The organism is Curtobacterium sp. 260 (genome assembly GCF_030803485.1).
In the GTDB taxonomy this organism is placed as follows: Bacteria; Actinomycetota; Actinomycetes; order Actinomycetales; family Microbacteriaceae; genus Curtobacterium.
Window position 1 is genome coordinate 88,861 of the sequence record NZ_JAURUY010000007.1, and the last position, 26,393, is coordinate 115,253.

General features: G+C 74.7%; 24 protein-coding genes. 10 read left to right on the top strand and 14 right to left on the bottom strand.

Annotated features, from left to right (window positions below):
- Positions 1-33: 33 nt before the first annotated feature.
- From J2X59_RS10245 to J2X59_RS10255, 3 genes are read right to left on the bottom strand one after another with little or no spacing between them, the layout of a single operon-like run.
- Positions 34-924: a glycosyltransferase family 2 protein gene (locus tag J2X59_RS10245; protein ID WP_326496596.1), complete on the bottom strand. Its 891-nt coding sequence runs from the start codon at positions 922-924 to the stop codon at positions 34-36.
- Positions 921-2,474 carry a D-glycero-beta-D-manno-heptose 1-phosphate adenylyltransferase gene (gene rfaE2 / locus J2X59_RS10250; RefSeq protein WP_326496597.1) on the bottom strand — a complete coding sequence of 518 codons (1,554 nt, stop codon included), beginning with the start codon at positions 2,472-2,474 and terminating at the stop codon, positions 921-923. The genes J2X59_RS10245 and rfaE2 overlap by 4 nt, the downstream gene beginning before the upstream one ends.
- Positions 2,471-3,892, bottom strand: a complete 1,422-nt coding sequence (locus J2X59_RS10255; RefSeq protein ID WP_326496598.1) for an aldehyde dehydrogenase family protein — start codon at positions 3,890-3,892, stop codon at positions 2,471-2,473. Before J2X59_RS10255 ends, rfaE2 begins: the two co-directional genes overlap by 4 nt.
- Positions 3,893-4,048: 156 nt before the next feature.
- On the opposite strand from J2X59_RS10255, the gene J2X59_RS10260 reads away from it, so the two are divergent.
- Entirely contained in the window at positions 4,049-5,170 is a 1,122-nt protein-coding gene (locus J2X59_RS10260) for a glycosyltransferase family 9 protein (RefSeq protein ID WP_326496599.1), read from the top strand.
- Positions 5,171-5,429: 259 nt separating this feature from the next.
- On the opposite strand, the gene J2X59_RS10265 is transcribed toward J2X59_RS10260, so the two are convergent.
- The 7 genes from J2X59_RS10265 to J2X59_RS10295 all read right to left on the bottom strand — a co-directional run bounded on the left by J2X59_RS10265 (position 5,430) and on the right by J2X59_RS10295 (position 12,570).
- Entirely contained in the window at positions 5,430-6,134 is a 705-nt protein-coding gene (locus tag J2X59_RS10265) for an SDR family oxidoreductase (protein WP_326496600.1), read from the bottom strand.
- A 137-nt stretch (positions 6,135-6,271) separates the two neighbouring features.
- Entirely contained in the window at positions 6,272-7,723 is a 1,452-nt protein-coding gene (locus J2X59_RS10270) for a PfkB family carbohydrate kinase (RefSeq protein WP_326496601.1), read from the bottom strand.
- Positions 7,720-8,346 (bottom strand): D-sedoheptulose-7-phosphate isomerase, encoded by a 627-nt coding sequence (locus tag J2X59_RS10275; protein WP_326496602.1) that lies wholly within the window; start codon positions 8,344-8,346, stop codon positions 7,720-7,722. The genes J2X59_RS10270 and J2X59_RS10275 overlap by 4 nt, the downstream gene beginning before the upstream one ends.
- Positions 8,343-9,749 (bottom strand): glycosyltransferase, encoded by a 1,407-nt coding sequence (locus tag J2X59_RS10280; protein WP_326496603.1) that lies wholly within the window; start codon positions 9,747-9,749, stop codon positions 8,343-8,345. The genes J2X59_RS10275 and J2X59_RS10280 overlap by 4 nt, the downstream gene beginning before the upstream one ends.
- Positions 9,746-10,747, bottom strand: a complete 1,002-nt coding sequence (locus tag J2X59_RS10285) for a glycosyltransferase (RefSeq protein ID WP_326496604.1) — start codon at positions 10,745-10,747, stop codon at positions 9,746-9,748. The genes J2X59_RS10280 and J2X59_RS10285 overlap by 4 nt, the downstream gene beginning before the upstream one ends.
- 147 nt (positions 10,748-10,894) lie before the next feature.
- The gene (locus J2X59_RS10290; protein WP_326496645.1) at positions 10,895-11,947 is read right to left on the bottom strand and encodes a glycosyltransferase family 9 protein; all 1,053 of its coding nucleotides are present in this window, start codon (positions 11,945-11,947) and stop codon (positions 10,895-10,897) included.
- A gap of 71 nt (positions 11,948-12,018) precedes the next feature.
- Positions 12,019-12,570 (bottom strand): D-glycero-alpha-D-manno-heptose-1,7-bisphosphate 7-phosphatase, encoded by a 552-nt coding sequence (locus J2X59_RS10295; protein ID WP_326496605.1) that lies wholly within the window; start codon positions 12,568-12,570, stop codon positions 12,019-12,021.
- A 61-nt stretch (positions 12,571-12,631) separates the two neighbouring features.
- Here J2X59_RS10295 and J2X59_RS10300 point away from each other — a divergent pair, with 61 nt between their 5' ends.
- The 5 genes from J2X59_RS10300 to J2X59_RS10320 all read left to right on the top strand — a co-directional run bounded on the left by J2X59_RS10300 (position 12,632) and on the right by J2X59_RS10320 (position 18,063).
- Positions 12,632-13,609 carry a glycosyltransferase family 9 protein gene (locus tag J2X59_RS10300; RefSeq protein WP_326496606.1) on the top strand — a complete coding sequence of 326 codons (978 nt, stop codon included), beginning with the start codon at positions 12,632-12,634 and terminating at the stop codon, positions 13,607-13,609.
- Between the two features lie 61 nt (positions 13,610-13,670).
- On the top strand, positions 13,671-14,027 hold the full coding sequence (locus J2X59_RS10305; RefSeq protein WP_326496607.1) for a PRC-barrel domain-containing protein: 357 nt from the start codon (positions 13,671-13,673) through the stop codon (positions 14,025-14,027).
- 110 nt (positions 14,028-14,137) lie between these two features.
- Positions 14,138-15,175 carry an SGNH/GDSL hydrolase family protein gene (locus tag J2X59_RS10310; RefSeq protein WP_326496608.1) on the top strand — a complete coding sequence of 346 codons (1,038 nt, stop codon included), beginning with the start codon at positions 14,138-14,140 and terminating at the stop codon, positions 15,173-15,175.
- 33 nt (positions 15,176-15,208) lie between these two features.
- Positions 15,209-15,679, top strand: a complete 471-nt coding sequence (locus tag J2X59_RS10315) for an NUDIX domain-containing protein (protein WP_326496609.1) — start codon at positions 15,209-15,211, stop codon at positions 15,677-15,679.
- Between the two features lie 95 nt (positions 15,680-15,774).
- Positions 15,775-18,063, top strand: coding sequence for a carboxypeptidase-like regulatory domain-containing protein (locus tag J2X59_RS10320; protein ID WP_326496610.1), 2,289 nt, complete (start codon positions 15,775-15,777; stop codon positions 18,061-18,063).
- Positions 18,064-18,154: 91 nt separating this feature from the next.
- On the opposite strand, the gene J2X59_RS10325 is transcribed toward J2X59_RS10320, so the two are convergent.
- Together J2X59_RS10325 and J2X59_RS10330 are read right to left on the bottom strand one after the other, a co-directional pair.
- Positions 18,155-19,537, bottom strand: coding sequence for an MFS transporter (locus J2X59_RS10325; RefSeq protein ID WP_066654264.1), 1,383 nt, complete (start codon positions 19,535-19,537; stop codon positions 18,155-18,157).
- 233 nt (positions 19,538-19,770) lie between these two features.
- Positions 19,771-20,697, bottom strand: a complete 927-nt coding sequence (locus J2X59_RS10330) for a hypothetical protein (protein WP_326496611.1) — start codon at positions 20,695-20,697, stop codon at positions 19,771-19,773.
- Between the two features lie 109 nt (positions 20,698-20,806).
- On the opposite strand from J2X59_RS10330, the gene J2X59_RS10335 reads away from it, so the two are divergent.
- Positions 20,807-21,052: a hypothetical protein gene (locus J2X59_RS10335; RefSeq protein WP_326496612.1), complete on the top strand. Its 246-nt coding sequence runs from the start codon at positions 20,807-20,809 to the stop codon at positions 21,050-21,052.
- A 29-nt stretch (positions 21,053-21,081) separates the two neighbouring features.
- Here J2X59_RS10335 and J2X59_RS10340 read toward each other — a convergent pair whose 3' ends face one another.
- Positions 21,082-21,819 carry a YidC/Oxa1 family membrane protein insertase gene (locus tag J2X59_RS10340; RefSeq protein ID WP_326496613.1) on the bottom strand — a complete coding sequence of 246 codons (738 nt, stop codon included), beginning with the start codon at positions 21,817-21,819 and terminating at the stop codon, positions 21,082-21,084.
- A gap of 57 nt (positions 21,820-21,876) precedes the next feature.
- Positions 21,877-22,179 (bottom strand): hypothetical protein, encoded by a 303-nt coding sequence (locus J2X59_RS10345; protein WP_326496614.1) that lies wholly within the window; start codon positions 22,177-22,179, stop codon positions 21,877-21,879.
- Between the two features lie 67 nt (positions 22,180-22,246).
- Between J2X59_RS10345 and ybaK the strand changes: the two genes are divergently transcribed.
- The 3 genes from ybaK to J2X59_RS10360 all read left to right on the top strand — a co-directional run bounded on the left by ybaK (position 22,247) and on the right by J2X59_RS10360 (position 26,362).
- Positions 22,247-22,732, top strand: a complete 486-nt coding sequence (gene ybaK / locus J2X59_RS10350) for a Cys-tRNA(Pro) deacylase (RefSeq protein WP_326496615.1) — start codon at positions 22,247-22,249, stop codon at positions 22,730-22,732.
- A gap of 95 nt (positions 22,733-22,827) precedes the next feature.
- The gene (locus J2X59_RS10355; RefSeq protein WP_326496616.1) at positions 22,828-25,431 is read left to right on the top strand and encodes an ATP-dependent Clp protease ATP-binding subunit; all 2,604 of its coding nucleotides are present in this window, start codon (positions 22,828-22,830) and stop codon (positions 25,429-25,431) included.
- A 697-nt stretch (positions 25,432-26,128) separates the two neighbouring features.
- Positions 26,129-26,362, top strand: coding sequence for a hypothetical protein (locus J2X59_RS10360; RefSeq protein ID WP_326496617.1), 234 nt, complete (start codon positions 26,129-26,131; stop codon positions 26,360-26,362).
- Positions 26,363-26,393 lie beyond the last annotated feature (31 nt).

Consider the following 26,393-nt stretch of genomic DNA (forward strand, 5'->3'; position numbering starts at 1 on the left):
TGCTCCGCCGGAGCGGGTCAGCGCCGGAGCACGTCAGCGCCGGTGCGTGCTCGTCTCGTGGTCGTCGAACAGGACGTCGGGAGCGTCGACCCGGCGATCGGTCACGGTGGTCGGGCTCTCGAGGTGCACGGCGCCGGACGGCAGGATGCCCGCGCCGCCGAAGCGCTCCATCACCCGCCACTGCGCGACGACGTCCTCGCCGGAGTGCTGCGGGGGCAGGGCGTCCCAGAACCGGAAGCCACCCACCTGTTCGAGGGCGGCACGGTCGTAGACGACGCACGCGCCGACCCAGGCGACCCGGTAGGGCACCCACCCTCCGGTCTCGACGTCGAGCTCCGCTGCGACGTGTGCCGGGTTCGCGGCGTTGTGCAGCGACAGTCGGTCGAAGCCGGGCGTCCCGCGGCGAACGACCTCGGGCACGACCGGGCCGTCCCACGGTTCGAACACGGCGGTCTCGTGCGGCCGACGGTCCTCCAGGTACGACAGGCCCTGGACGGCGCTGCCGACGAAGCCGCACCCCAGGTCGCGGAGCGCGTCGAGCATCCGGCGGACGGTGCCGGGTTCGAGCCAGACGTCGTCGTCGAGGTAGAGCACCGCGGGAGCGGTCGCGTGGTCGAGGAGGTGCTGGCGGTGTTCCGCCAGACCACGCCGTTCCGGGTGGGCGAGGAGCGTGACGGGACGGCCCTGTGCCTCCAGGACGCGGAGCATGGCGGCCACCGCCGGTTCGGAGGCGGCGTCCTGGCCCGCTGACTGGTCGCTGAGGACCAGGCGCAGGTCGACGTCGGTCTGCGCCGCGAGCCCGGCGAGCGTCGTCGCGAGCTCGGCCGGCCGCCCGACGGTCGGCACCAGGACGTCGACCTCGGCCGGACCGCGGTCGACCGTCAGGGGGTGTGCCCAGGCACCGGACCAGCGGGCGGCGGTCACGGTGCCGGGTCGGGCTCGACGGCGGGTGCCGTGGAGTCCGCGGTGTCGGTGGCCGGGGCCGTGCCGGCGGCTGCGGCCGCGGCGGCGGTGGCCTCGCGGATGCGCCGCACGACCGCGGTCGTCGAGTGCTCCGGCACGTAGTCGACCATCACGACCTCACCGCCGTACGCCCGGACGACCCCAGTCTCCTCGAGCATCTCGGGGGAGTAGTCGCCGCCCTTGACGTAGACCTCGGGGCGCAGGCGCTCGATGAGCGGGATCGGGGTGTCCGTCGCGAAGACGGTCACGAGGTCGACGCAGGCGAGGGCGGCGAGCACGCCGGCCCGGTCCTCGGCGGTGTTGATCGGACGCTCCGGACCCTTGAGCCGGCGGACCGAGTCGTCGTCGTTGAGGGCGACCACGAGCAGGTCGCCGAGCTCGCGGGCCTGCCGGAGGTAGGTTGTGTGCCCGCGGTGCACGACGTCGAAGCAGCCGTTCGTGAAGACCACGCGACGGCCGGCGGCACGGGCGGCGTCGACGGCCAGGGCGAGGTCGTCGTGGTCGACCACGGTCGCGGCGGGGGCCGTCACGGAGTCGATCAGGGCCGCGGCGGTGCAGACCGAGGTGCCCGCCTCGCGGACCACGACGTCGGCGGCGGCCTGCGCCACCGCGATCGCGTCACGGAGCGGAGCACGCACGGCCAGGGCGACCGTGGCGGCGGCACAGAACGTGTCGCCCGCGCCGGATGCCTGCTGCTCGGACGCCGGCGTCGCGCGGGTTCGGAAGGCCTGGTCCGCGCCGGGCTCGAGCAGGACGGTGCCGTCGCGGTCGAGGGTGACGACCGCCGCACGGGCGCCGCTGCGGGCGAGGACCTCCTGCCGGGCGTCCACGACGACCGGCACCCGGGCCGAGCCGGCTCCGAGGTCGCGACCGAGCAGGCCGGCGGTCTCGCCGGCGTTCGGGGTGACCAGGTCGGGGTGCAGGTCGGCCCACCGCGTCAGGTCGTGGGCATCGACGACGACGGCACCGGGGCGGTCGCGGTCGAGCACGGGCACGACGTCCTCGGGCTGCACACCGAGGCCGTAGTCGCACACCACGGCGGCGTCGGCGCCCCGGACGGCGCGGGCGACGGCCTCGCCGAGGCGGGCACCCGCGTGCGCGTCCGGCGTGGCCGCGATCTCGTCGACGCGGACGACCACGCGGTCGCCGCCGACCACCCGCGACTTCGTGGTGGTGCGGGCACCGGCGACCTCGACCAGGTGGGTCGTGTCGACGCCGGCGGTCTCGAGCCGGTCGAGGAGGACGCGTCCGGACTCGTCGTCACCGATGAGTCCGACCATGCGGACACGGGCGCCGAGGGCGCGGGCGTTCACCGCCGTGTTCGCGGCGCCGCCCGGGACGGCGACCGTCTCGGTCACACGGACCACGGGCGCCGGGGCCTCGCGGGAGACGCGCTCGGCCTCCCCGACGGTCCAGCGGTCGAGGATGCAGTCGCCGATGACGACGACGAGCGGTTCCCGGTCGTCGACCGAGGCGACCAGGTCGCGGACGAGACGGACGTCGGCGGTCATCGGGTTCCTCCGGTGGTGCGTGCGGGGGCGGACTCGAGGTGCACGACGGTGGTGGTCGTCATCTCGTCGAGCAGGTGCGGGCCGTAGCCGAAGCCGGCGCCCGAGGCCCCGCGCGGCTGGGCGCTGCCGCCCGGTGCGCCGCCGAACACCGCGTTCACCTTGACGGTGCCGACGGGGAGCTCGGCTGCGGCGCGGAGGGCGTGACCGGTGTCGCCGGTGAGCACCGTCGCGGCGAGGCCGTACCGGTCGGCCGCGGCGAGCCGCAGGCCCTCGTCGAACGACTCGACGACGCGGACCGGTGCGAGGGGACCGAAGGTCTCCTCGGTCATCACGACCATGTCGTCGGTGCAGTCGGTCAGGACGGTGGCCGGGTAGAACGTGCCGACACCGCCGGGCGTCGTCCCGCCCGTGCGCACGGTGGCGCCGCGCTGCACCGCGTCGTCGACGTGCGCCTGCACCGTGCCGCGGAGCCGGTCGTCGACGAGCGGGCCGAACTCGGCGGCGTGCGACGCCGTCCGTCGCTCCGCCTCGGCGACGAGCGCCGCGGTGAACTCCTCGGCGACGTCGCGGTGCACGTAGACGCGCTCGACGCTCGTGCAGATCTGACCCGTGTTCGCGAAGGCGCCGAGCGCGACCTGTGCGGCGGCCCACGCGGGGTCCACGTCGGCGTCCACGACGACCGCGTCGTTGCCGCCGTTCTCGCGGATGACGTGCGCGCGCGTGCTCGCGGCGACCTCGGAGAGGCGGTCGCCGGTGGCGGTGGAGCCGACGTGGGCGTACACGTCGATGCCGTCCTGCTCGAGCAGCGCCTCGCCGGTCGAGGCGTCACCGTCGACGCCCACCAGGACGCCCTCCGGCAGGACCTCGGCCAGCAGCGTGTTCAGCCGGGCGATCGTGCCGGGGCACCGCTCGCTGCCCTTGTGCACCACGGTGTTCCCGGTGACGAGCGCGGCACCGAGGATCCCGAGCGCCACGGCCACCGGGTCGTTCCACGGCGTCAGGGCGAGCACCACGCCGCGGGGGTGGGGGACCGACCAGTCGGCCGCACCGAACTGCCCGCGGAGCGCCTCGCCGCGGTGGACCGGGCCGAGCTCGGCGTACTGCACGAGCGTCCCGATGCCGGCCTGCACGCCGCCCATCGCGTCGCCGGGTACCTTCCCGGTCTCGCGGGTGTTCAGGTCGGCGAGCTCCTGGGCGTGGTCACGGAGGTGCGCTGCTGCTGCGTGCAGCAGGGCTCCGCGCTCCGCCGGTGCGGTGCGCGCCCACGCGGGTGCGGCCGCCCGTGCGCGCGCGACAGCGTTCGCGACGTCCTCGCTCGTGGAGCGCGGGGTCGTCGTGGCGATCGACCCGTCGACGGGGTCGGTGACGACCATGTGGTCGGTGTCGGTCGCGGTCGCTGACGGGGTGGCGAGGGTCATGGTGTCCTTCCGGAGACGGGCGTACGGTTCAACGCTGCTCCCGGGGACCTGTGTGGGGTGCCGGTTTCGGGTGCTCGGTCCGGAGAGCGCACCGGACGGGTCCGGGACGGCGTCGGCCCGGCAGCGCTCTCGGCTCGGTTCCGGTAGACGGGTGTGGTGCAACTGATCGGCAACGGTGGAGAACGCTTCGACGACGTCCGGGAGATCGCGGTGCTCCGCGGCGGTGGCCTGGGGGACCTGCTCTTCGCGGTCCCCGCGATCGAGGCGCTGCACGCCACGTACCCCGACGCCCGCATCACGCTGCTCGGGAGCCCGCTGGCCCCGGCGGTCCTGCGCGGACGGACCGACGCGGTGCACGCGTTCGAGGAACTCCCGGTGTCGCCCGGGGTGCGCGACGCCGGGGAGGGTGCGCCGGCGCTGCACGACTTCGAGTCGCGGCTCCGCGGCCGGTTCGACCTCGCCGTCCAGCTGCACGGCGGCGGTCGGAACTCGAACCCGTTCCTGCTGCGCCTCGCCGCACCGCACACCGTCGGCACCGCGACCGAGGACGCCGAGGTCCTGGAGCGGTGGGTCCGCTACGTCTACTACCAGCACGAGGTGCTCCGCGGGCTCGAGGTCGTCTCGCTCGCCGGTGCCGCCCCGGTCACCCTGGACCCGCGCGTGCACGTGAGCGCCGAGGAGCGCCGTGCCGTGCGCGACCGCCTCGGCGTCGCCGGCCACCTGGTGGCCGTGCACCCCGGCGCGACGGACCCGCGGCGCCGGTGGAGCCCCGAGCGGTTCGCAGCCGTGGTGTCCGCGCGGCTCGACGCCGGCGACGACGTCGTGCTCGTCGGCGACGCGACGGACGTGCCGGCGGCGCAGACCATCCGCGGTGCCGTGCCGGTGGCCCTGCACGACCGTCTCCACGACCTGACCGACGCCCTGCCGCTCGCGGAGCTCCCCGCGGTGCTCGCGGCCGCCGACGTCATGGTCGGCGACGACTCCGGCCCGCGGCACCTCGCCGTCGCGGTCGGCACCCCCACGGTCGGCGTGTTCTGGTTCGGCAACGTGGTGAACGCGGGCCCGATCGACCGCGGACGGCACCGGGTGCACATGTCCTTCGTCACGCGCTGCCCGGTGTGCGGCATCGACGTGACCCAGGTCGGGTGGACCGCGGAGCGCTGCGAGCACGACCCGTCGTACGTCGACGAGGTGCAGCCCGAGGCCGTGCTCACCGACGTCGAGGACCTCCTCGCGACCGTGCGACCCCGGGAGCGAACGGCCGCACCGGTCGTCTGAGCCGGCGCAGGAGTGCACCCGGACGCCGGCTCCGACCCCGTCGGGAACCGCGCGATCGGGCGGGACGTGCCACGCGCACTGCGCCGAGCGGGCGCGATCCGTCGCCGGGCGGCGCCGAGCGTGACGGATCGGGCCCGCTCGGAGAACCGAGCGGACAGACCCAGCGGGCAGACCGAGCGGACAGCCGGGCAGCTGGACCGAACGACGGGAGGCGCGGTACCGACCGGCACCGCGCCTCCCGTTGCGTCGTCAGCGGGGCCTACGGCCAGCTGGGCTCCGTCGCGGGCATGATCGACAGCTCGCGGATCTCGCAGCCGGCCGGCTGCGACAGCGCGAACAGGATCGAGTTCGCCACGTACTCCGGCTCGATGAGCTGCGCGTCCGGGCCCGGCTTGTACTGCTCGGTCCGGCCCTCGAAGAACGCGGTGCGCATGCCGGCGGGGATGATGTTCGTCACACCGATGCGCCCGGCGGTCTCGGCGGCCAGCGCCTGCGAGAAGCCGCGCACGCCGAACTTCGACGCCGAGTAGGCCGTGCCGTCGCCGACGCCCTTGAGCGCGAGCGACGACGAGATCGTCACGACGCGGCCGTGCGTCGCCTCGAGGGCGGGCAGACCGGCGCGCACCACGGCGGCGGTGCCGAGCAGGTTGACCCCGACGATGCGCTCCCAGTCGCCCGACGAGATCCCGCCGATCGGCGCGGGCTTGTCGATGCCCGCGGCGGTGACGACGGCGTCGAGTCCGCCGTGGCGCTCCGCGGCCTCGCGGACGGCGCGCTCGGTCGCCTCGGTGTCCGTGACGTCCACGGCGACGGCGTCGGTGCCCTCCGGGACGCCGTCGACGCGCAGGTCGAGGACGATGGGGGTGCCGCCGGCCTCGACGACCGCGGCGACGACGGCCGCGCCGAGACCGGAGGCGCCGCCGGTGACGAGGACGCGACCGATGGGGGTGGTGGGGACGGGCATGGACTTCCTTCCGGGAGTGGCGTGGTGCCGGTCCGTCGGCGGTGCCGACGGGACGTGTGTGGTGACCGGTGACGGACGGGAGGCCCGTGGCGGCGGTGCGCCGTGCCTCCCGTCCGACGTGTGGTCGGGGTGGGTCCTCAGCCGACCGCGGCGAGTGCCGCGGCGAGCCGCGTGGTGGACCGACCGGGGTGGAACGGGACGGTGACGACCCGACCGCCCCACTCGGCGAGCGTCGCCGCCTCGGGGAGCTCGCTCGCGGCGTAGTCGCCGCCCTTCGCCCAGACGTCCGGGCGGAAGCGGCGGAGGGCCTCGTCCGGGGTGTGCTCGTCGAAGACGACCACGGCGTCGACGCAGTCGAGCGCGAGCAGCAGCTCGACCCGGTCGTCCTGCGTCATGATCGGGCGCTCCGGCCCCTTGAGGGCGCGCACCGAGTCGTCCGAGTTGAGGCAGACCACCAGGCAGTCGCCGAGCGCCCGCGCTGCGGAGAGCGTGCGGGCGTGCCCGGCGTGGAGCAGGTCGAAACAGCCGCCGGTGGCGACGACGGTCCCACCGGCGCTGCGGACGTCGTGCACGACGCGCAGCGCGTCGCGGTCCACGCCGGGGACGGGCACCGGGGCCGGGCCGTCGTCGGCGAACAGCGCGGTCACGCCGCCGGCCGCGAGGTACTCCGAGGCAGCGAGCACGCCCGCGGCGACGGCCTCCGCGACGTCAGCACCCTCGGCGAGGGCGATGGCGACGCCCGCGGCGAGGCGGTCACCGGCGCCGCACGGGTCGCCGGCGGTGACGGACGGGGCCGGGACGAACCGGCTGTCGAGCGCGGCCGGCCGGGTGCCGTCCCCGCTGCGGCGCGACGCGACGAGTGCGCCGCGGTCGCCCATCGTGACGGCGACGGCGTCGACGTCCCAGGTCCGGACGAGCTCGGCCGCGGCGTCCGTGGCGAAGGGCACGCCCTCGCCGGACAGGTCGGTGAAGCGCCGGGCCTCGCTGGTGTTCGGCGTCACGACCGCGGTGCCCGCGACGGGGGAGGCACCCTTCGGGTGCGGGTCCCACACCACGGGCGTCGTGCGGGCCACGGCGGCGAGGGCGGTACGGAGCCCGTCGGCGGCGGCGACGCCACGGCCGTAGTCGGCGACGACGATCGCGTCGGCGCCCTCGAGCGCCGCGGTCATCTCGGCGGTCGTGCCGGGGTCGGGCGGGGTGGCGCACCCCTCGTCGATGCGGACGAGCGCGTGGTCGACCACGCGGACGCGGGTCTTCACCGGGGTCGGCGCACCGGAGGGACCGGCGACGACGTGCACGTCGGGCAGCAGGGCGCGGATCTCGTCGGCACGGTCGTCGTCGCTCAGCACGGTGACGAGCGTCACGTCGTGACCGTCGCGCACGAGCATCGAGGCGACCAGGCCGGCGCCACCGGCACGACGGTCGTCGGTCCGGACGTCGACGACCGGGACGGGGGCGTCCGGGCTGAGCCGTTCGCTCGTGCCCGAGACGTCGACGTCGAGCAGGGTGTCGCCGACGACGACGATGCGACGCCGGGTGCCGTCGGCGGAGCCCGGCGTCGCGCTGGCGGTGCGCTCCGTGCCGCTCACCGGCGGCCGCCGCGGCGGAGGGCCGGCTCCATCGCACGGCACAGGGCGTGCACGAGGACGAGCTGCGCCTCCTGCACGTTGGCCGAGGGACCCTCGATGCGGATCGCGTCGTCGACCGCGTCGGCGAGCGGGTTCGGCCCGGGGCCGGTCATCGCGATCGAGCGTGCACCGACGGCCCGGGCGGCCTCGGCCGCGCGGAGCAGGTTCGGGCTCTTGCCGCTCGTGCTGAGCAGCACGACGACGTCACCGGCGCGCGCGTGCGCCGTCACCTGGCGGGCGAAGACCTGGTCGTAGCCGTAGTCGTTCCCGATCGCGGTGACGGCGGAGCTCTCGGCGTGCAGGGAGATCGCCGAGTACGCCGGACGGTCCCCGTCGAAGCGGCCGGTCAGCTCGGAGGTGAGGTGCTGGGCCTCCGCTGCCGAACCGCCGTTGCCCGCGGCGAGCAGCCGACGGCCCGCGACGAGCCGCGCGGCGATGTCGTCCGCCCACGCCGCGATGTGGTCCTTGTGGTCGACGAGCGAGGCGATCACGGGCACCGAGGCGACGATGTGGTCGACGACGGTCCGGACGCTGGCGCTCTCGGTCTCCGGCTCACGCGTGCCGGTCTGCTGCTCGATGGTCATCGTGCGGTCCTCTCCGTCGGGTGCGGCAGCACCGCGGGCGTCGGGCGGGCGGTCCGTCCGGCGCGTCCGGGACGGGCGCCCGGGATGGTCGTGGCGGGGGTGATCCCGACGGGGTCGTTCGACACGGGTGCCGTGTCGGTCCCGGTCGCCGCGACGGCGGGCGTGGCGAGGCCGTTCGCGGCGCCGGCGACGAGGCGCTCGTACACGCGCTCGCTCTCGGCGGCGACCTTGTGCCAGGTGTACCGGGACTCGGCGCGCTCGCGACCCGCGCGTCCGTAGGCGTCGCGCCGCTCGCGGTCGTCGAGCAGCGCGCCCACGGCGGCGGCCACGGCCTCCTCGTCGCGGGGCGGGACGTGCAGGCCGGTGGCGTCCTCCACGACGGTGTCGATGAGTCCGCCGACGCTCGACGCGACGACGGGACGACCGCACGCCATGGCCTCGAGCGGCACGATGCCGAAGGGCTCGTACCAGGGGGCGCACACGACGACGTCGGCGCTGCGGTAGACGGCGGGCATGTCGTGCTGCCCGAGCTGGCCGCGGAAGGTCACGTGCTCGCGGACCCCGAGCGACCGGGCCAGGGCGTCGAGGCGCTGGTACTCCGGGTCGTCGGCGAGGTCGGCTCCGGCCGTGCCGGCTCCGCCGACAACCACGAGCTCGGCCTCGCGGCCCTCGTCGAGCAGCTTCGCGAGCGCGGCGATGGTCGTGCCGACACCCTTCCGGCGCACCAGGCGCGACGCGGTGAGCACCCGGAAGGGGCGCCCGCGCTCCTCGACGGGGCCGTCCGGCCGGAAGAGCTCGGTGTCCACACCGCACGGCACCACGGAGATGGCGTGCAGCGGCACGCCGAGGGTCTTGAGCTCGAAGGCCTCGTCGGAGCACGTCGCGACGACCTGGTCGACGCTCCGGCCCACGGCGGGCTCGATCCACTCACGCTCCGCGGGGCTCGTGTCGGCGGTGCCCTGGTGGCGACGCTTCACGACGCCCAGCGCGTGGAAGGTCTGCACGACCGGGATCCGGACGCCACCGGTGCGGGCGTGGACCTGCTTGACGGCCTCGAGCGCGGCGTACCCGGACATCCAGAAGTGCCCGTGCACCACGTCGGGGCGATCGACGAACCACTCCGCCGCGAGCACCGAGGCGAACGTGTCCATGAACGGGAACAGGTCGTCCTTCGGGACGTGGCGGGCGGGCCCGGCGTCGACCTGCACGACCTCGACGCCCGGGCGCAGCAGCACGCGGACGGGCTGGTCGGCGTCGTCGCGCCGCGTGTACACGGTCACCTGGTGGCCGCGGTCCGCGAGGGCCGCGGACAGCTCGGCGACGTGCACGTTCTGTCCACCGGCGTCGACTCCGCCGAGCACCGCGAGCGGGCTCGCGTGCTCGGACACCATCGCGATCTTCATCGGAGGCTCCCTTCCAGCGCGGCGTCCGCCGCGCGTCCGCGCCGCGCACCACGCGCGACGGCGTCGTCGAGGAGGTCGTCCCAGTCCGCCAGGTACCGGCCGAGCGCGTGCCGCTCGAGCGCGGCCTCTCGGGCGACGGCACCGCGGCGACGGGCCTCCTCGGGGTCCTCCAGGAGCGTCCTGGAGGCACGGACCAGCTCGTCGACGTCGGTCGCGATCGCGCCGGCCTCGGCGGGCACGGTCCGTGGTGCGTCGGTCGTCGCGAGCACGAGGACCGGCATCGCCATGTGCATCGCCTCGATCAGCGACAGGCCGAGCGACGTCCAGCGGTTCGGGTGCACGTACGCGCGTCGTTGCGCGAGTGCGGCGTGCATGGGGTCTGCGGGGACGTCGCCGAGGGCGACGACGCGGTCGCCGAACCCGAGTTCGGGGAGCCGGTCGGTGCCCATGCCCCAGAGGTCGACGGGTGCGACCTCGGCGAAGCGGGGGAGCAGGTCCGTGCCGACCACACGGCCCCGGCGGACCGGTTCGTTGATGACGACACCGAAGCGCTCGAGCGCGCCGGTGTAGAGCGGGCCCGGGTCGACGACGCCGTGCTCGACCACCGTCGTGCGGGTCGTGCCGCAGTCCCACATGAGGGCGTTCCAGTGCGTGACGTGCGCGATCACCAGGTCGTCGCGGTCGCGCATCGGGTGCAGGCTGCTCGGGACGTCGACGCGCGGGGCGTTGTGCTCGACGAAGACCACGGGGACCTCGCGGCCGCGGAGCAGGCGACGGGCCTCCTCCAGCTCCTCGGTGCGCTGCAGGACGACCACGTCGACCTCGGCGTCGGCGACGTCGGCCGGGTCGATCTCGATCGCGTTCGCCGGCCAGTCGCGGCCGCCCCGCCCGAGCCCCCAGCCGTCGCGGGCCGGTGTGGTGGGGATGAGGTACTCGTGGGGGCCGCGGACGAAGGCGTCCATCCAGCCGCCGTGCACGTGCCACACGAGGATCCGCATGCAGGGCCTTTCGACGGTTCGGTGCGCCTCCGGACAGCTGCCCCGCCGGCGCTCGCGCGCGCTGCGCGGGTGCCGGGAAGAGGAGCAGGAGGAGCAGTGGCGCACGCTACGGGAGCACTGCTGGTCCTCCTCGCAGCTTCTCCTGCTTCATCCGCTGAGCGCACTGCCGTCCGCGACGGCGCCGGGTCCGGTGCCGCGCGCCAGCAGGCGTCCGTGTGCGTCGAGGACGTCCTGCACGCGCACTCCGGACAGGCACGGGTGGCCCGGGACCGGGCACTCCCGGGCACGGCTCAGGCGGCAGGCGGCGGTCTGGTCGCCGAGCAGTTCCACCTCGGGTGCGTACGGGGCCCACTTCACCGCCGGCACCACCGGCGAGAACAGGCTGACGATGCGCGCCCCCACCGCGGCGGCGAGGTGTACCGGGCCGGTGTTGCCGACGACGACGACCTCGGCGCCGGCGAGGACCGCGGCGAGCTCGGCGGGCGACGTCCGACCGCCGAGGTCGACCGCGGTGTCGCCCGCGACGGCGGCCGTGAGCGCCCGCTCGCCGGGGCTGCCCGTGACGACCACGGGGATCCCGCGCTCGGCGTAGGCCGCGACGAGGTCACGGTGGTGCTCCTCCGGCCAGGAGCGCGCCGGGACGCTCGCGCCGGGGTGGACGACCACGTAGCGGTCCAGGGCCGCCACCTCGGGTGGTGCGACGGCGTCGATCCGCACGACGAGCCTCCCGTCGTCACCCGGCGGCAGGGCGAACCCGGCGGCCTCGGCGATGCGGAGGGCGCGCTCCGGCTCCGGGAGGTCCTCCGGCAGGTCCTCGCCCGGGCGGAGCCGCACGTCGAGCAGCGACCCGGGGTGGTCGACCGAGGCACCGGAGACCCGGGGCACCCCGGCCAGGCGGAGCAGCAGGGCGACCGGCAGGGGCGACTGGTGGAACGAGGTGAGCACGACGGCCTCGTCGGGCTGTTCCTCGGTGACGAGCGCACGGAACTCGCCGAGCAGCGCGTCGTCGATCGGCCGCGCGGTCTCGGTCACCCAGGGCGCTGCCCAGACCCGCACCCGGTCGACCCCGGGCAGCAGGTCCGCGGCCGGGGAGCCCTGGGGACCGCAGAGCATCGTGACGTGCGCGGCCCCCGCGGCGACGGCGCGCACGGCGGGGCCGGCCACCAGGACGTCGCCGAACGAGTCGAGCCGGACGACCAGGACGCGCGGACCGGTCCGCTCGTCGGCCGTGGTCGACTCAGCACCCTCGGGACCGCGCTGCTCGGCGCGGCTCACGCCCGGGCCGCCGGGACCCGGGCCAGCACGAGGGAGACGGCGTCGTCGAGGGAGCCGGCGACGGTCTCCGCCGCCTCGACCTCCTCGGCGCGCGTCCGCGGCGTCGGCACCAGCACGCCCTGGGCGCCCGCCGCCGCCGCGGCACCGACGTCGGCGCCGATGTCCCCGACCACCACGATCTCGGACGGGTCGAGCCCGAGCCGTCGCGCGGCGTCGAGCACCATCCCCGGACGCGGCTTGCGGCACGCACACCCGTCGCCGGCGTCGTGCGGGCAGACGCACCAGACGTCGAACGGGCCGACCAGCTCGTCCACGCGGGCGTTCGTCGCGTCGACCTGCTCGCGGGTCGCCAGGCCCTTCGCGATCGCCGACTGGTTCGTCACGACCCCGACGTGCAGACCGGCGGTCCGGGCACGCTCGACGGCGCGGTGGGCGCCGGGCACGGGGACGACCTTGTGGGGGTCGGCGTTGTACGGGACGTCGATGACGAGGGTGTCGTCACGGTCGAAGAGCAGACCGCGGACGGCGCGGTCCTTCGCGAGAGCCATGCTCCTTGGTACCGTCCGCCGGCCGGGAACCGGCCCAGGCGCGGCCGGATACCGTCGGACCGTGACCGCCGTCCCCGCCCTGCCCCCGTCCGACGGACGCCCCGACCTGCTCGTCCTGCGCGCCATCAAGCTCGGCGACGCGCTCGTCGCCGTCCCCGCACTGCACGCGCTCCGCCGGGCGTTCCCCGGCCACCGGATCACCCTGGCGACGACCGCGTGGCTCGCCCCGGTCGTCGAGCTGCTGCCCGTCGACGTGCACCTCGCGCAGCACGGGCTCGACCACCCGATCGCCGCCCCCGCCGGAGCGGTCGACGTCGCGGTCAACCTGCACGGTGCCGGGCCGGAGTCGTCCGACCTCGTCGCCGCACTCGGTGCCCGGCGGGTGATCGGCCACGCCGACCCGACCCACGGGTACGAGGGCCCGGAGTGGCCGGACGACGTCCACGAGCGGGAGCGCTGGGCGGACCTGCTCACCTGGCACGGCATCCCCGCCGACCCCGACGAGGTCGCCATCGCCCGCCCGGCCGCCCCGTCCGCCGCGCCGGGTGCCGCGGTCGTGCACATCGGCGCCTTCCACGGTGCGCGGCACTGGCCGACCGACCGCTTCGCAGCCGTGGTTCGGGGGCTCCGCGAGCGCGGCCTCGACGTGGTCCTGACGGGAGGCGCGGACGACGTCGAGCGCGCCGCCGCCGTCGCGCAGTCGGCCGGCTTGCCGCCGGAGGCGGTCCTCGCGGGCGCGCTGGAGCTGCAGGCCTTCGCCGGCGTCATCGCATCGGCATCGCTCGTCGTGACCGTCGACACGGGGGCGGCCCACCTCGCCTCCGCCTACGGGATCCCGTCCGTCGTGGTGTTCGGGCCGGCGCCGCCCGAGGCCTGGGGACCGCCCGCCTCCGGTCCGCACGTCGTGCTCACCGACGCGTCCGTGCGCCGCGGGGACGTGTTCGCGGAGGACCCGGACCCGGCGCTCCTGGCCGTCGGCGTGGACGACGTGCTCGCCGCCGTCGACTCGCTCCCGGTCGCCCCCGCCACTTCGCCGTGAACCCGCCGAGGGGTCGTCGGTAGCGTCGAGGCGTACCTGTCCTGCTCGAAGGGAGCGCCCCGTGTTCGAAGCCGCCAACATCCGTGACTGGATCGGCCTGCCCGTCGTCGACGAGACCGAGGACAAGATCGGCACGCTCGAGAGCATCTACTACGACACCGCGACGTCCGATCCCGCCTTCGGCGCCGTCACCACCGGGCTGCCCGGGTTCCAGAAGCTGCTCTTCGTCCCGCTCGTCGGTGCGACGGTGGCGCCGAAGCACCTGCTCGTGACGTTCCCGAAGAAGCTCGTGAAGGACGCCCCGACCATCCCGACCGACGGTGAGCTCGAGGCCTCGACCGAGCCCGTGCTGTACGAGCACTACGGCCTGCAGTACCAGACCGGCAGCAACGGGGAACGGCACCTGGGTCGTCGCTGACACCGGCACCCGGGACGGGCAGGTAGCCTTGCCCGTCCCGTCGTCGCGTCCACCCGGAGGACCTCCTGCAGCGCACCACCCGCTCGAAGCGGTCGACCGCCGTCGCCCTCGTGCTCACGGTCCTCGCCGCGGTCGTCGTCGCGCCGTGGGGCCCTGTCGCGGGCGCACCGACCGACGGCGCCGTCGCGGCGCCGATGTGGCCGGTCCCGGAGCCGTACCCGGTGACGGACGACCCGGCCGAGACGCTCGCCGACCTGCCGCCGGGCAGCGAGTACGTCGCACTCGGCGACTCCTACTCGGCCGGGTACGGCCTGGGCGACCCGACCCGGCTGCCGACGAGCGCCTGCGCGCAGTCGGCGCGCGACTACCCCCACCGGCTCGCGGCGCGCTTCGGACTCGACCTGACCGACGTGACGTGCGCGGGGGCGACCAGTCGTGACGTCGTGTCGGGGTACCAGTTCCGCGGGGTGCCGCCCCAGGTCCGGGCACTGTCCGAGGACACCCGGCTGGTCACGCTGACGATCGGCGGCAACGACGCCGACCTGTTCGGCACCGCCGCCTCCTGCCTGGCGCTGTCCTCCCGCGGCCCGGTGTTCTCCGGTCGGGACGCCCCGTCGTGCCGCAGCACCCTCGTGCACGACGGGGTGGACGACCTCGACGTGCGCATCCGGTCCCGGGTCGCGCTCGGGATCGCGGACACGCTCGCCGCGGTCCGCCGGGCCGCGCCGAACGCGGTCGTGGTCTTCCTCGGCTACCCGGCGATCTTCCCGGACGCGGCCCACACGCCGGCGCGGGGGTGCTTCCGCTCGGCGCTCGACCTCGGATCCCTCGTGGGGTCCTTCCCGCGGGACACCTACCCGTTCACCGACGGCGACGTCCGCTACTTGAACGGTGTCCAGGAGTCGCTCGACGAGGTCTCGGCGTCCGCTGCCGAGGCGGCCGGCGTCCCGTTCGTCGACGTGTTCGCCCGGTCGCAGGCGCACTCGGCCTGCGCGACCGACGACCCGTACGTCGCGGGTGTCTCGCTCTCCGGGGCGGGCGACCTGAGCCGCATCGACATGGTGCCCGGGGCCCTGCACCCGAACGGGCGCGGGGTGGCGTGGTTGACCGGGCAGGTGGCCTCGGAGCTCCGCCGGCTCGCGGACTGAGCCGTGCACGGCCGCTCGTCGTAGGGTCGATCGGTGGTCACCAGCGCCGGACTCCTGCTGCACCGTCGGTCGCCCGTGGACGGCGGCCCGGAGGTCTTCGTCGCGCACATGGGCGGACCGTTCTGGCGTCGACGCCCGCGCGCGTGGTCGATCCCGAAGGGGCTCGTCGAGGACGGTGAGGACGCACTCGACACCGCGCGCCGCGAGTTCGCCGAGGAGATCGGGGTCCCCGCACCGACGGGACCCGTGCTCGACCTCGGCGAGGTCCGCCAGGCCTCCGGGAAGCGCGTCCGGGTCTTCGCGGCACGGGCGGACGACTTCGAGGTCGACGAGGTGCGGAGCAACACGGTGCAGGTCGAGCTCCCGCGCGGTTCCGGTCGGTTCGTCGCGGTCCCCGAGGTCGACGACGCCCGCTGGTTCGGGATCGAGGAGGCGCGCGGGGTGCTCGTGTCCGGCCAGGTCGTCGCACTCGACCGGCTGCTCGCGGCCCTGGAGGGCCGGTGATCCGCGACCCGCACCGGGGCTGTCCCTCGTCCGCGCTGCCCGGATAGCCTGAGCAAGCGTCGGGTATTCGTCGGCGCCGACACAGGGGAGCACACATGCGCAGATGGCGCACCGTCATCGCGGGCGGCATCGCCGTCGCACTCGGGGCAGGACTGGCGGTGAGCGGCGTCACGAGCGCGACGGCCGCGACCACGGGCAACTGGGCCACCGTCACGGTGGACGGCACGAGTCGTGCGTACACCGGCTCGATCGCGCTCCCGGGGTTCCCGGACACCACCTTCACGTCCACCTCCCGGCAGGCCACGGTCGTCTCCGGCGCATCGACGTGGCAGGGGGCGTCGACGCCGCCCGGCACGGTCTACGGCACCAGTCGCGGTGCGACGTACCTCAACCAGCGGCCGGCGGCGGACGACGCGCGGAGCCCTGCCGTCACGACCTGGACGTTCGACGGTGGGACGCCAGGGGCCGGCGGCTGGTCCTTCGTCCTGGGCGACGTCGACGCCGACCAGGCGACGATCTCCGCGACCCTCGCGGACGGCACCCCAGCCACCGTGGACCAGCTCGGCTACGCGGGTTCGTACAACTCGTGCTCGACCGTCTCGCCCGGCGGGTGGAGCTGCCCGCGCGATCCCGGAGGCGTGGCGGCGGGTCAGGACCTGCCGTCCTGGGACCCGGCCACGGGGGTGCTGCGGGGCAACGACGCCGCGAACGACACCGCCGGCGCGAGCGCATGGTTCACACCGACGGCGTCGCTCGCGACGCTGACCATCGCCTACCAGCAACGCAGTGGCCTCCCCGTCTACCAGACCTGGTTCGCGAACCGGACCTCGTCCATCGCCGGCACTGCGGCACTCGACGGCGAACCACTGGTGGACACGCTCGTCACCGTGACCGCTCCGAACGGCACCGAGTACACGACGACCACCGGTGCCGACGGTGCGTACGCGTTCCCCGCGCTCACCCAGGCCGACGGGTACCGGGTGTCGATCGCGACCCCGGACAACGCGGCGGTCGACCGCGCTCCCGCGGTGGTCGACCTCCGGACCGACGTCACGGACGCCGACTTCGTCCTCAGCACGGTCCCGGGGACCGTCGACCTCGACGGCTCGGTGGTCGACGCCGACGGCCGCCCCGTCGCCGACGCCGAGGTGACCGTCACGGACACCTCGGGGCTGCCCCTCGCCACCGTCGTCACGGACGCGGACGGGCGCTGGCGTGCCGTCGGCCTGCCGGCCGGCACTGCGGTCGTCGCGACGGTGAGCGGTGCCCCGCCGGTGTCGGGCTCGACCGGAGCCGACGGTGCCCCGGTGGCTGCGCTCGACCCGATCGTCCTGCCGATCAGCGTGGGGACGATCACGGGCCGCGTGACGCTCGACGGCGGCGCCCCCGCCGCACCCGCGCTCGTGGAGGTCCTGCAGGGCGGTGGCGTGGTGGCCACCGTCGAGACGGACGCCGACGGCACGTACGGTCTGGCGCTCCGGCCCGGCACCTACACCGTCCGTACCGAGGCCGCGGTCGCCGGTGCTCCGGAGCCGACCGAGCTGACGGTCGAGGTCACCGCCGACGGCACGGTCCGAGCGGACTTCCCGTTCACGACGCCCGTGGCGGTCACCGTCGGGCAGGCCGGTTCCGTCCGCTACGAGGACGGCACGCCCGTCGTGGACACGACCGTCACCGCACGGCCGGTCGAGGCCGGTTCGGGTGCCGCGGTCACGGTCGAGACGATCGCGGACGGCGGGTACTCGCTCGCCGGGTTGACGCCGTCGACGGAGTACGCCGTGAGCGTCGAGGGGGCCCCCGTCCGGACGGTCACGACGCCCGCCACGGGGACCGCCGCCGACGCCGTCGACTTCGTCCTGCCCCTGCCGACGGTCGACCAGCCGGGCACGGTCAGCGACGCGGACGGCGCCCCCACCGCGGCCGTCCCGGTCGTGGCGACGCCGACCGGTGACGACGACGGCGAGCCGGTCAGCACGACCACCGGCGACGACGGCGCCTTCGTGCTCGAGGGGCTCCGCCCACTGACCGAGTACACGGTCACGGCCGGGACCGGCTCCGAGCAGTCGGAGCCGGTGGTGGTCACGACCGCCGCGGTCGGCGGCACGCCGGAGCCCGTGCGCCTCGTCCTCGCCGAGGTCGCCGTCACGCCGCAGCCCACCCCGACGGTGACGCCGCAGCCGACCGACGGCCCGACCCCGAGCGCGGCACCCGTCGCGGGCGGTACCGGCACGGGCGACAGTGGCGGCCCGACCGGTGGCGGACTGGCCTTCACCGGAGCCGACGTCACCCCCGCGGTCGCCGTCGCAGCGCTGCTGCTCCTGACCGGCGGCGGGTTGCTGTCGGTCCGCGCGGCACGTCGTCGACGGTCGGTCCCGCAGGACTGACCGCACACCCGGCCGTCGGGCTCCGGGCTCCGGGAGACGGGAGCGGGGCGGGTCGACACCGGTCGGCCCGCCCCGCTCCCGTGTCCCGGGCTCAGCGCCGCCGCTGCGTCCGCACGGATCCCGTCGCGGTCGACACCGTGCCGGTGGCGACGCCGATCGACCCGGTGATGGTGGCGATCGCACGGCTGACGACCGGCACCGAGCTGGTGACGACCGCGAGCGAGGACGTGATCGCCTCCACCGACGTCGTGGACAGGTGCTCCTGCGCGTGCGTGTGCACCGGGAAGCCGCGGCGCGCCGCGAGCACGACGCCGAGCGAGCCGATCAGCACGACGGCGCCGGCGAACGGCAGGTACTGCAGGCCGACCGCACCGAGCGCCTGCCCGCCGACGGCTGCCCCGCCCGCGATGCCGATGTTCGACGCGCCGTTCACGAGGGCGCCGGCGATGTCGGGGGAGACGCCGCCGGTGCGGATCGCCGCGGCCATGAAGAGGGTGCCGGTCGTGCCGTTCGCCGCCATCCAGACCCCGGCGACCACCATGGTGCCGAACAGCGAGCCGTGCACGAACGGCAGCACGGCGAAGGCGGCGGCCATCACGGCGACGGCGGCGATCAACGTCTGCCGCGGTGCCCGGTCGACGAAGGTGCCGGCGAGCCAGAGGCCGACGATGCCGGTCCCGCCGAGCACCAGGAGCGCACCGCTCACCATGCCGGCGTCGAGCCCGGCGTCGATCGCGTACGGGCCGATGTAGGTGTAGACGACGTAGTGCCCGGCGAAGAGCAGCAGGTCGGCGACGACGACGGAGAGCAGTCCGGTGCGGGCCCACGCGCGGGGTGAACCGATGTGCGGGGACGCGGTCCCGCTGACCGCCGGCAGGAACGCGACCGCGACCAGCGCGAGGACGGCTGCGGCGAGCGCGACGGAGCCGACGGCGGGGCGCCACCCGATCGTCTGCGCGACCCAGGTGGCCAGCGGCACGCCGAGGACGAAGCCGAGCGAGCTGCCGGAGTAGACGAAGGCGATCGCGCGTCCGGCCAGCCGCGGGGGCACGATCCGCGTCGCGTAGGCCGACGCGACCGAGAAGAAGAGCGCGTGTGCGACGCCGCCGACGACGCGACCCGCGCAGACGACGGCGAAGCTCGGCGCGACCGCGACCAGCACGTTCGAGACGGCGTAGCCGACCAGGGTCGACACCAGGACCGCCTTGCGGGGGAGCCGCGCGGTGAGCGACGTCAGCGGGAGGGCGAGGATCGCCACGGCTGCGGCGTAGACGGTGACGACGAAGCCCATCGTCGACTCGCTGACGCCGAGGTCGCGGCTCATCGTGCCGAGCAGCCCGACCGGCATGAGCTCCGTGGTGATCGCGAAGAAGGTGGCGAGCCCGAGCACGGCGATGCCGACGATCGACCGGTTGGTGACGGTGATCGGCCGCGTGCTCGTCGACACGGCCGAGGTGGTGGTGTTGGTGGACACGCTGCTGACCTCCTCCGGGGAACGCCGGAGCACGCGTCGGACCGGCCGTCGTGACGGCGGTGCGCGGTGCGCGCTCGCGGTGGGTGTGGTCCGGGTCGAACGACCCGGTCGGGTTGTGACGACTCCACGGCGAGTGCGCACATCCAGTGTTGCACGGAGCATCCGGATCGCGCGAGGGGGTCGCCGAAGAATCTTGTAGCGCTCCAACGAGATGCTCGGACGAGCATTCCCGATCAGTTCTCGTTCGTCACCGTGCCCTGCACACCGCCGCCGCGCAGGGTGACGGTGAGCGTGCCGCTCATCGACTGGGCGGAGAGCGAGACGTTCCCGTGCAGGGCGTCCTCACGCGGGTAGCAGGCGGTGGTCGACTCGAGCCGGTTCGCGGTCGCCACCAGGCAGATGGTCTCGCGGTCGGTCCCGACCCCGGCCCACACGTTCCACGGGGTCTCGAAGGCGCTGCCGTCCAGGGCCCGGTTCGTGAACACGAGCCGGGTCGTGCGGAGGCTCACGGGCGCCTCGACCGGGCCCGGCAGCTGGTCCGCGGAGGTCTGCGGGATGTCCAGCAGCTCCTCGAGGGTGATCGCGCCGGGTGTCGGTGTCGTGCTGGGCGCGGCGGCCAGCTGCCCGTCGGTCGTGCCCACCAGCGTGCCCGCCGCGAACGCCAGGCCGACGACCGCCGCCGCGCCGAGCGCGATCCAGGCGCGCGGCCGCGCGGTCCAGAGCAGTCCGCTCACCCGCGTCCGCCACGTGGGCCTCCCGGCCTGGAGGTCCGCCCCGCCCCCGGCGCGGACGGCACCCGGTCCCGTGGCCGGTTCCTGCTCGCCCTCCGGGCCGACCGGGTCGGCCGGCGCCGACGCACCGGCCGAGCCGGGCCCGGTCTGCGATGACCCCGCTGCCGCTGCCGCTGCCGCTGCCGGTGCCGATCGGGCGGCGGTTGACGCAGCGACGGACGACCGTCCGGCCGCGCTCGTCGTGCGGTCCGCCGGACGTCCGTCGTCGGTCGTCGTCCCGGCCGGCGGCGTCGCACCCGCGACGGTGCTGCCGTCCCGGAGCCCACGGAGCTCGAGCCGGGCGCGCGCAGCGTCCTCGGCCGCGACCCCGGCGCCCCACGCGAGGGCCTCGAGTCGTGCCCGTTCCGCCGTGACGTCCTCGTCGGCCATGCGCACTCCCGGTCCGGACGCACCGGACACCCACATGCTCCCACCCGGACGACGGCACGTCCGCCCCCCGAGCGGGAGGTGTCCAGTCCCCGGGGCGTAGACGGGTGGCATGAGCACCGACGCAGGAACCGGGCACGACGCCTCCGGCCACGACCAGACCCGGCACGACGCCGATCCCGAGACGCTCGAGCCCCTGAGCCACGACACCCAGTCCGGCGAGGCCGACTACGTGGCGACGAGCCCCGGCGGCAGCGGGACCGAGCGGCACGTCCCCACCCCCGACGAGGAGCAGGGCCGTGGCACCGAGTACGACCCCGTCGACCAGGGGCCCCAGCAGGAGGGCCAGGGCGGCTGAGCCCGGCCGCCCCGCGCCCCCTGCCCGGCTCAGCGGACGATCCGCCGCAGCACCGCGCGCTCCCCGAGGCTCCAGACGGCGCTCGTGACGACGTAGAGCGTCGCGGCGAGCGGGACGACCGCGGCGAGGACGACCGATGCGAAGGGTGCCCAGCGCGCCAGGGCAGCGGCCGGACCGGCCCCGGGTGTGCCGGCCACCGGCTCCGCTGTCGGGTTCCAGTGCACGGTGGCCCGGCGCGACGCCTCGACCACCACCGCCATCACGACGAGCAGCACGAGCACCACCCAGGCGTGGCTCCACAGCGGCGACGCGAGCGCCACCAGGAGCGTGTGCCCGAGCGGGATCCCGACCAGTGTCGCGTCGAGCAGGGCGTTCGCGGCGCCGGCGATCGACGCGTGCGTGAAGAGCGCGTACACGAGCGAGAGGACCGGAGCCTGCGCGAGCACCGGGAGGCACCCGGCCAGCGGGGAGACGCGCTCGGAGGTGTACAGGCGCTGCACGGCCTCCTGGAGGCGTCGCGCGTCCGCACCGTGGCGCCTGCGGAGGGCGGCGAGCTGCGGGGCGAGTCGACGCCGGTCGCGCTCGGCCCGGACCTGCAGGACGGCGAGCGGGACGAGCACGATGCGCACGCCCAGGGTGAGCGCCACGACGGCGAGCGCCGCTGCGGCGCCACCGGCGACGGGGGACAGGGCTGCGGTGAGCGCGGTGAGCAGGTCGACGCCGGCGCGCAGCAGGTCGCCGACGACGGGCAGGGTGGTGATGTCCATGACGTTCCGTTCGAGTGGAGGGGTCCGTGACGACGTGACCCGACCACCCGCGGGCGGTCAGGCCGGGGTCGGCGCTCCCGGTGCTCGCGACCGCACCTGGCCGTCGGCGTCGGGGTGGCTCCACGCGATGCGGGTCGGCCGTTCCACCGCTGCGCCCGTCCGCTCGGAGCCCTCGGCACCCGGATCGACACCGAGCACCGTCGCGAGCAGCCGGACGACGAGCACCGTGACGGCGACGGCGGCGAGGCCGAGCGCGGCGACGGCGAGCAGGGACGCCGGGGAACCCGACGGACCGAGCAGGCCGACATCGCCGATCTGCAGCACCGCGAGGGCGCGCAGCAGGAGTTCGACGACGGTCATGGTCCGTTCAGCGTAACCCCCGCGTGCCGTCGAGGACCGGCAGTCCCGGACGGGCAGGATCGCAGGCATGACCGCAGGATCGCCGAGCACCCAAGCGACCCTCGCCCTGGAGCGGGCGGGGATCCCGTTCACGCCGCACGTCTACGAGCACCACGAGACTGCGACCAACTTCGGTGAGGAGGCCGCCGCGGCACTGGGGCTCCGTGAGGACCAGGTGTTCAAGACGCTCGTCGTCGCGGTCGACGGGCAGCTGGCCGTGGCGGTCGTGCCGGTCGCGAACCGCCTGGACCTCAAGGCCATCGCAGCTGCCCTCGGCGGCAAGAAGGCGACGCTCGCCCAACCTGCCCTCGCCGAGAAGCGGACCGGGTACGTGGTGGGCGGGATCAGCCCGGTCGGACAGAAGACCAGCCTGCGGACGGTCGTCGACGAGACCGCGCTCGAGCACCCGAGCATCTTCGTCTCCGGCGGGCGTCGCGGGTTCGACATCGAGGTCGCGCCGGCCGACCTGGTCCGCGTCACCGGCGCCTCGACGGCGGCCATCGCGAGGACCTGAGTCGGTCTGACGCAAGTTTCTGCACCCGCCGGGAATGGAGCGGGTCCTCCAGCGTTGCATTGAGTCAAAGGCACTCAAGTTCCCAGGAGGTCCCTTTGCCAGCAACGTTCGGCCCGACCGGTGGCGACGACGCGTTCGACGCGTTCCTCGCGCGGCTCATCGCGGCCCAGCAGTCCGGTGCCCAGCGATCCGTCCCGCTGGGACGCCCGGTCGACATCACGCGGCTCCTCAGCCGACGTACCCACGAGGTGCTCCAGCGCACCGCCGAGTACGCCGTCGCACAGGGCCAGCACGAGATCGACGCGCTGCACGTCCTGCACGTGCTCGTGCGCACCGAGCCCTTCACCGCGGTCCTGCGCACCGCCGGTGTCGACCCGGAGCAGTTCGCCGCCGAGGTCGAGCAGCGCCTCCCCGTGCCGACGGACCCGCGTCCCGAGCGCACCGGGCAGCCCGCCCTGACCGGGACCGCGCAGCGGATCCTGCTCGAGGCGACCCAGGCCGCCAAGGCCTTCGGCAGCACCTACACCGACCCCGAGCACGTCTTCTTCGCGCTCGTCACCGACCAGGACACCGTCACCGGGCAGCTGCTCGCGAGCGCCGGAGTCACCCCGCAGCACCTGCAGGAGCACGCCCAGCAGGCCGCGGCAGCAGCACGAGAGGGACGCCCGATGCCCGGAGCCACCGAGACCACCGCCGACCCCACGAACGGCACGACGAGCGACACCCCGACGCTCGACCAGTTCGGCACCGACCTCACCGAACGCGCCCGCGACGGACGCATCGACCCGGTGATCGGCCGCGCCGACGAGATCGAGCAGACCGTCGAGATCCTGCTCCGCCGCACGAAGAACAACCCCGTCCTCATCGGTGAGCCCGGCGTCGGCAAGACCGCGATCGTCGAGGGGCTCGCGCAGCGGATCACCGACGGCGACGTGCCCGCGCTGCTCCGGGGCAAGCGGGTGGTCGCGCTCGACCTCGCCGGCATGCTCTCCGGCACCCGGTACCGCGGCGACTTCGAGGAGCGCCTGACGACGGCGATGGACGAGATCGCGGCGCACGCGGACGAGCTGATCGTCTTCATCGACGAACTGCACACCGTCGTCGGCGCCGGGGGCGGTGGCGAGGGCGGCTCGATGGACGCCGGCAACATCCTCAAGCCCCGCCTGGCCCGCGGCGACCTGCACCTGGTCGGCGCGACGACGCTGCGCGAGTACCGCCGCATCGAGAAGGACGCCGCGCTCGAGCGGCGCTTCCAGCCGGTCCGGGTGGGGGAGCCGAGCACCGAGGACGCCGTCGCCATCCTCGGCGGCCTCGCCCCGCGCTACGCCGAGCACCACGACGTGACCTACACCGACGACGCCCTGCGTGCCGCGGTGGAGCTCTCGCACCGGTACGTGACCGACCGGCACCTGCCGGACAAGGCGATCGACCTCATCGACCAGGCCGGGGCACGACGCCGTCTCGCCCTGTCGGGCGACGTCGACGTCGAGGCGCTCCGTGACCAGGTCGCGGAGCTGCAGGCCGACAAGGACCGCGCGGTGGCCGGGGAGCTGTACGAGGAGGCGTCGCGCCTGCGCGACGAGATCGACGGACTGGAGGCGCAGATCACCGCCGCCTCGCAGGGGGACGCGAGCAGTGCCTCCCGGCCGTCGACCGCCGACCGCGTGATCACCGAGGCCGACGTCGCCGAGGTCGTGTCGCGTGCCACCGGCATCCCGGCGACCCGGATCTCGCAGGGTGACCGCTCGCGCCTCGCCGCGCTCGAGGACGAACTCCACGAGCGCGTCGTCGGCCAGGACGACGCCGTGCGCGCCATCGCGACCGCCGTCCGACGCAGCCGGACCGGCATGGGCGACCCGCGTCGTCCCGTGGGCAGCTTCCTGTTCCTCGGCCCGACGGGCGTGGGCAAGACCGAGCTCGCGAAGGCCCTGGCCGGATCGCTCTTCGGCGACGAGTCCGCCATGCTGCGGTTCGACATGAGCGAGTTCGGCGAACGGCACACCGTCTCCCGCCTGGTCGGTGCCCCTCCCGGGTACGTCGGTCACGAGGAGGCCGGGCAGCTCACCGAGCGCGTCCGTCGCAACCCGTACTCGGTGGTCCTGCTCGACGAGGTCGAGAAGGCGCACCCGGACGTCTTCAACCTGCTGCTGCAGGTGCTCGACGACGGCCGCCTCACCGACGGACAGGGACGGACGGTCGACTTCCGGAACACCGTCGTCATCATGACGTCGAACATCGGCTCGGAGTTCCTCGCATCGCGCTCCGGTGCGCTCGGGTTCTCGGCCTCGGCGGACGGCGGCTACTCCGAGGAGGACCTGCGCGCCCGTGTGATGGGCAGGCTGCGCGAGTCGATGCGGCCCGAGTTCATCAACCGCATCGACGAGATCGTGCTCTTCCGCAAGCTGTCGCAGGAGCAGCTGCGGTCGATCGTCGACCTGCTGCTGCAGGACACCGCGCTCCGGCTCCTCACCCAGGGGATGACCCTGGCGGTGTCCGAGGCGGCGACCGACTGGCTCGCCGAGCACGGGTACGAGCCCGAGTACGGCGCCCGTCCGCTCCGTCGGCTCATCCAGCGCGAGGTCGACGACCGCATCGCGACCCTGGTGGTCGACGAGCAGGCGCACGCCGGCGACACCGTCCGGATCGACCTCGAGGACGGCCGGCTCGTCGCCCGGGCGTCAGCCCCGGCGACGATCTGATCCGACCCGCTCGCACAGAACGGCCCCGGCACCCCAGCGGTACCGGGGCCGTTCCGCGTCCTGCGACGTCCTCGTGTGTTCTCGGATGCAATTCCGGAAATGTTCGAGAAAGGGGTTGCGCTCGCATTCCCGACGCCGATAGTGTTCACGAGCATCACCGGCTGTACGAGACCGAGAGGGGGCCGACAATGATGATCGCCATGACGAACCCGTTCCGTGGAATCCGTGGGATCGGCGGCACCCCGCTCCGTTCGCACTGACGCGGGACGTCCCGCTCCAGCCGTTCTCCTCGATCGACCGAGGTCCCGCTCGTCGCTGCCCTGAGCACGCGGTGGTGCGGTCCCGATCGTCGTCGCACAGCCCCGCTGTGCCGCACCACACACGCCGTGCAGGCCACGGCTGCCCGTCCAGCTGGCGGACGCCCGTCCCGTTGACGGACGCCCGTCCTGCTGACGGCAGCCGGGGGCGCGGCGTGGTGGATCGAGATCGGACCGCGAGCGGCGGACGTCTCTCCGACGATTCCACTCGGTGACCCGATCGGTCACCGACAATGCAGCCGCGCGCATTCCTGCGCGCCCTGTCGATCATTCTCGCCCGCATTCGCCGGGCGTTCTTCGCGAACCCGTTCCCGACGCATCCACGCGGTCGGCGGTCGGGTTCTCCGTCATGCCCTCGGGCACCCACGAAAGGCACCATCGTGTCGAACGACATCGACGTCCGTCCCCCTGACACCCGCGCGGTGCGCCGCCGGGTCACGCTCGCCGACCGCATCGCCCTCCGGATCGGCATGTCGCTGATCATCTGGAGTCGTCGGACGCACCACGTGCGTCCGTCGGTCGACCACGCCACCCGTCAGCGGCTCGACCGGGAGCGGCGCGAGCTCGAGCTCGAGCTGCTCGTGCGGAGCGCCGCGATGCGCATGTGGCGCTGACGCGCCGTGACGCGGCCCGGCGCGGGCCGGC

Excerpts from the sequence above, each read along its gene's own strand:
- J2X59_RS10280 (WP_326496603.1), bottom strand. The coding sequence starts at position 9,749 with ATGAAGATCGCGATGGTGTCCGAGCACGCGAGCCCGCTCGCGGTGCTC.
- J2X59_RS10330 (WP_326496611.1), bottom strand. The coding sequence starts at position 20,697 with ATGGCCGACGAGGACGTCACGGCGGAACGGGCACGACTCGAGGCCCTC.
- J2X59_RS10335 (WP_326496612.1), top strand. The coding sequence starts at position 20,807 with ATGAGCACCGACGCAGGAACCGGGCACGACGCCTCCGGCCACGACCAG.
- J2X59_RS10340 (WP_326496613.1), bottom strand. The coding sequence starts at position 21,819 with ATGGACATCACCACCCTGCCCGTCGTCGGCGACCTGCTGCGCGCCGGC.
- J2X59_RS10345 (WP_326496614.1), bottom strand. The coding sequence starts at position 22,179 with ATGACCGTCGTCGAACTCCTGCTGCGCGCCCTCGCGGTGCTGCAGATC.
- rfaE2 (WP_326496597.1), bottom strand. The coding sequence starts at position 2,474 with ATGACCGCCGACGTCCGTCTCGTCCGCGACCTGGTCGCCTCGGTCGAC.
- ybaK (WP_326496615.1), top strand. The coding sequence starts at position 22,247 with ATGACCGCAGGATCGCCGAGCACCCAAGCGACCCTCGCCCTGGAGCGG.
- J2X59_RS10275 (WP_326496602.1), bottom strand. The coding sequence starts at position 8,346 with ATGACCATCGAGCAGCAGACCGGCACGCGTGAGCCGGAGACCGAGAGC.
- J2X59_RS10320 (WP_326496610.1), top strand. The coding sequence starts at position 15,775 with ATGCGCAGATGGCGCACCGTCATCGCGGGCGGCATCGCCGTCGCACTC.
- J2X59_RS10295 (WP_326496605.1), bottom strand. The coding sequence starts at position 12,570 with ATGGCTCTCGCGAAGGACCGCGCCGTCCGCGGTCTGCTCTTCGACCGT.
- J2X59_RS10285 (WP_326496604.1), bottom strand. The coding sequence starts at position 10,747 with ATGCGGATCCTCGTGTGGCACGTGCACGGCGGCTGGATGGACGCCTTC.
- J2X59_RS10265 (WP_326496600.1), bottom strand. The coding sequence starts at position 6,134 with ATGCCCGTCCCCACCACCCCCATCGGTCGCGTCCTCGTCACCGGCGGC.
- J2X59_RS10255 (WP_326496598.1), bottom strand. The coding sequence starts at position 3,892 with ATGACCCTCGCCACCCCGTCAGCGACCGCGACCGACACCGACCACATG.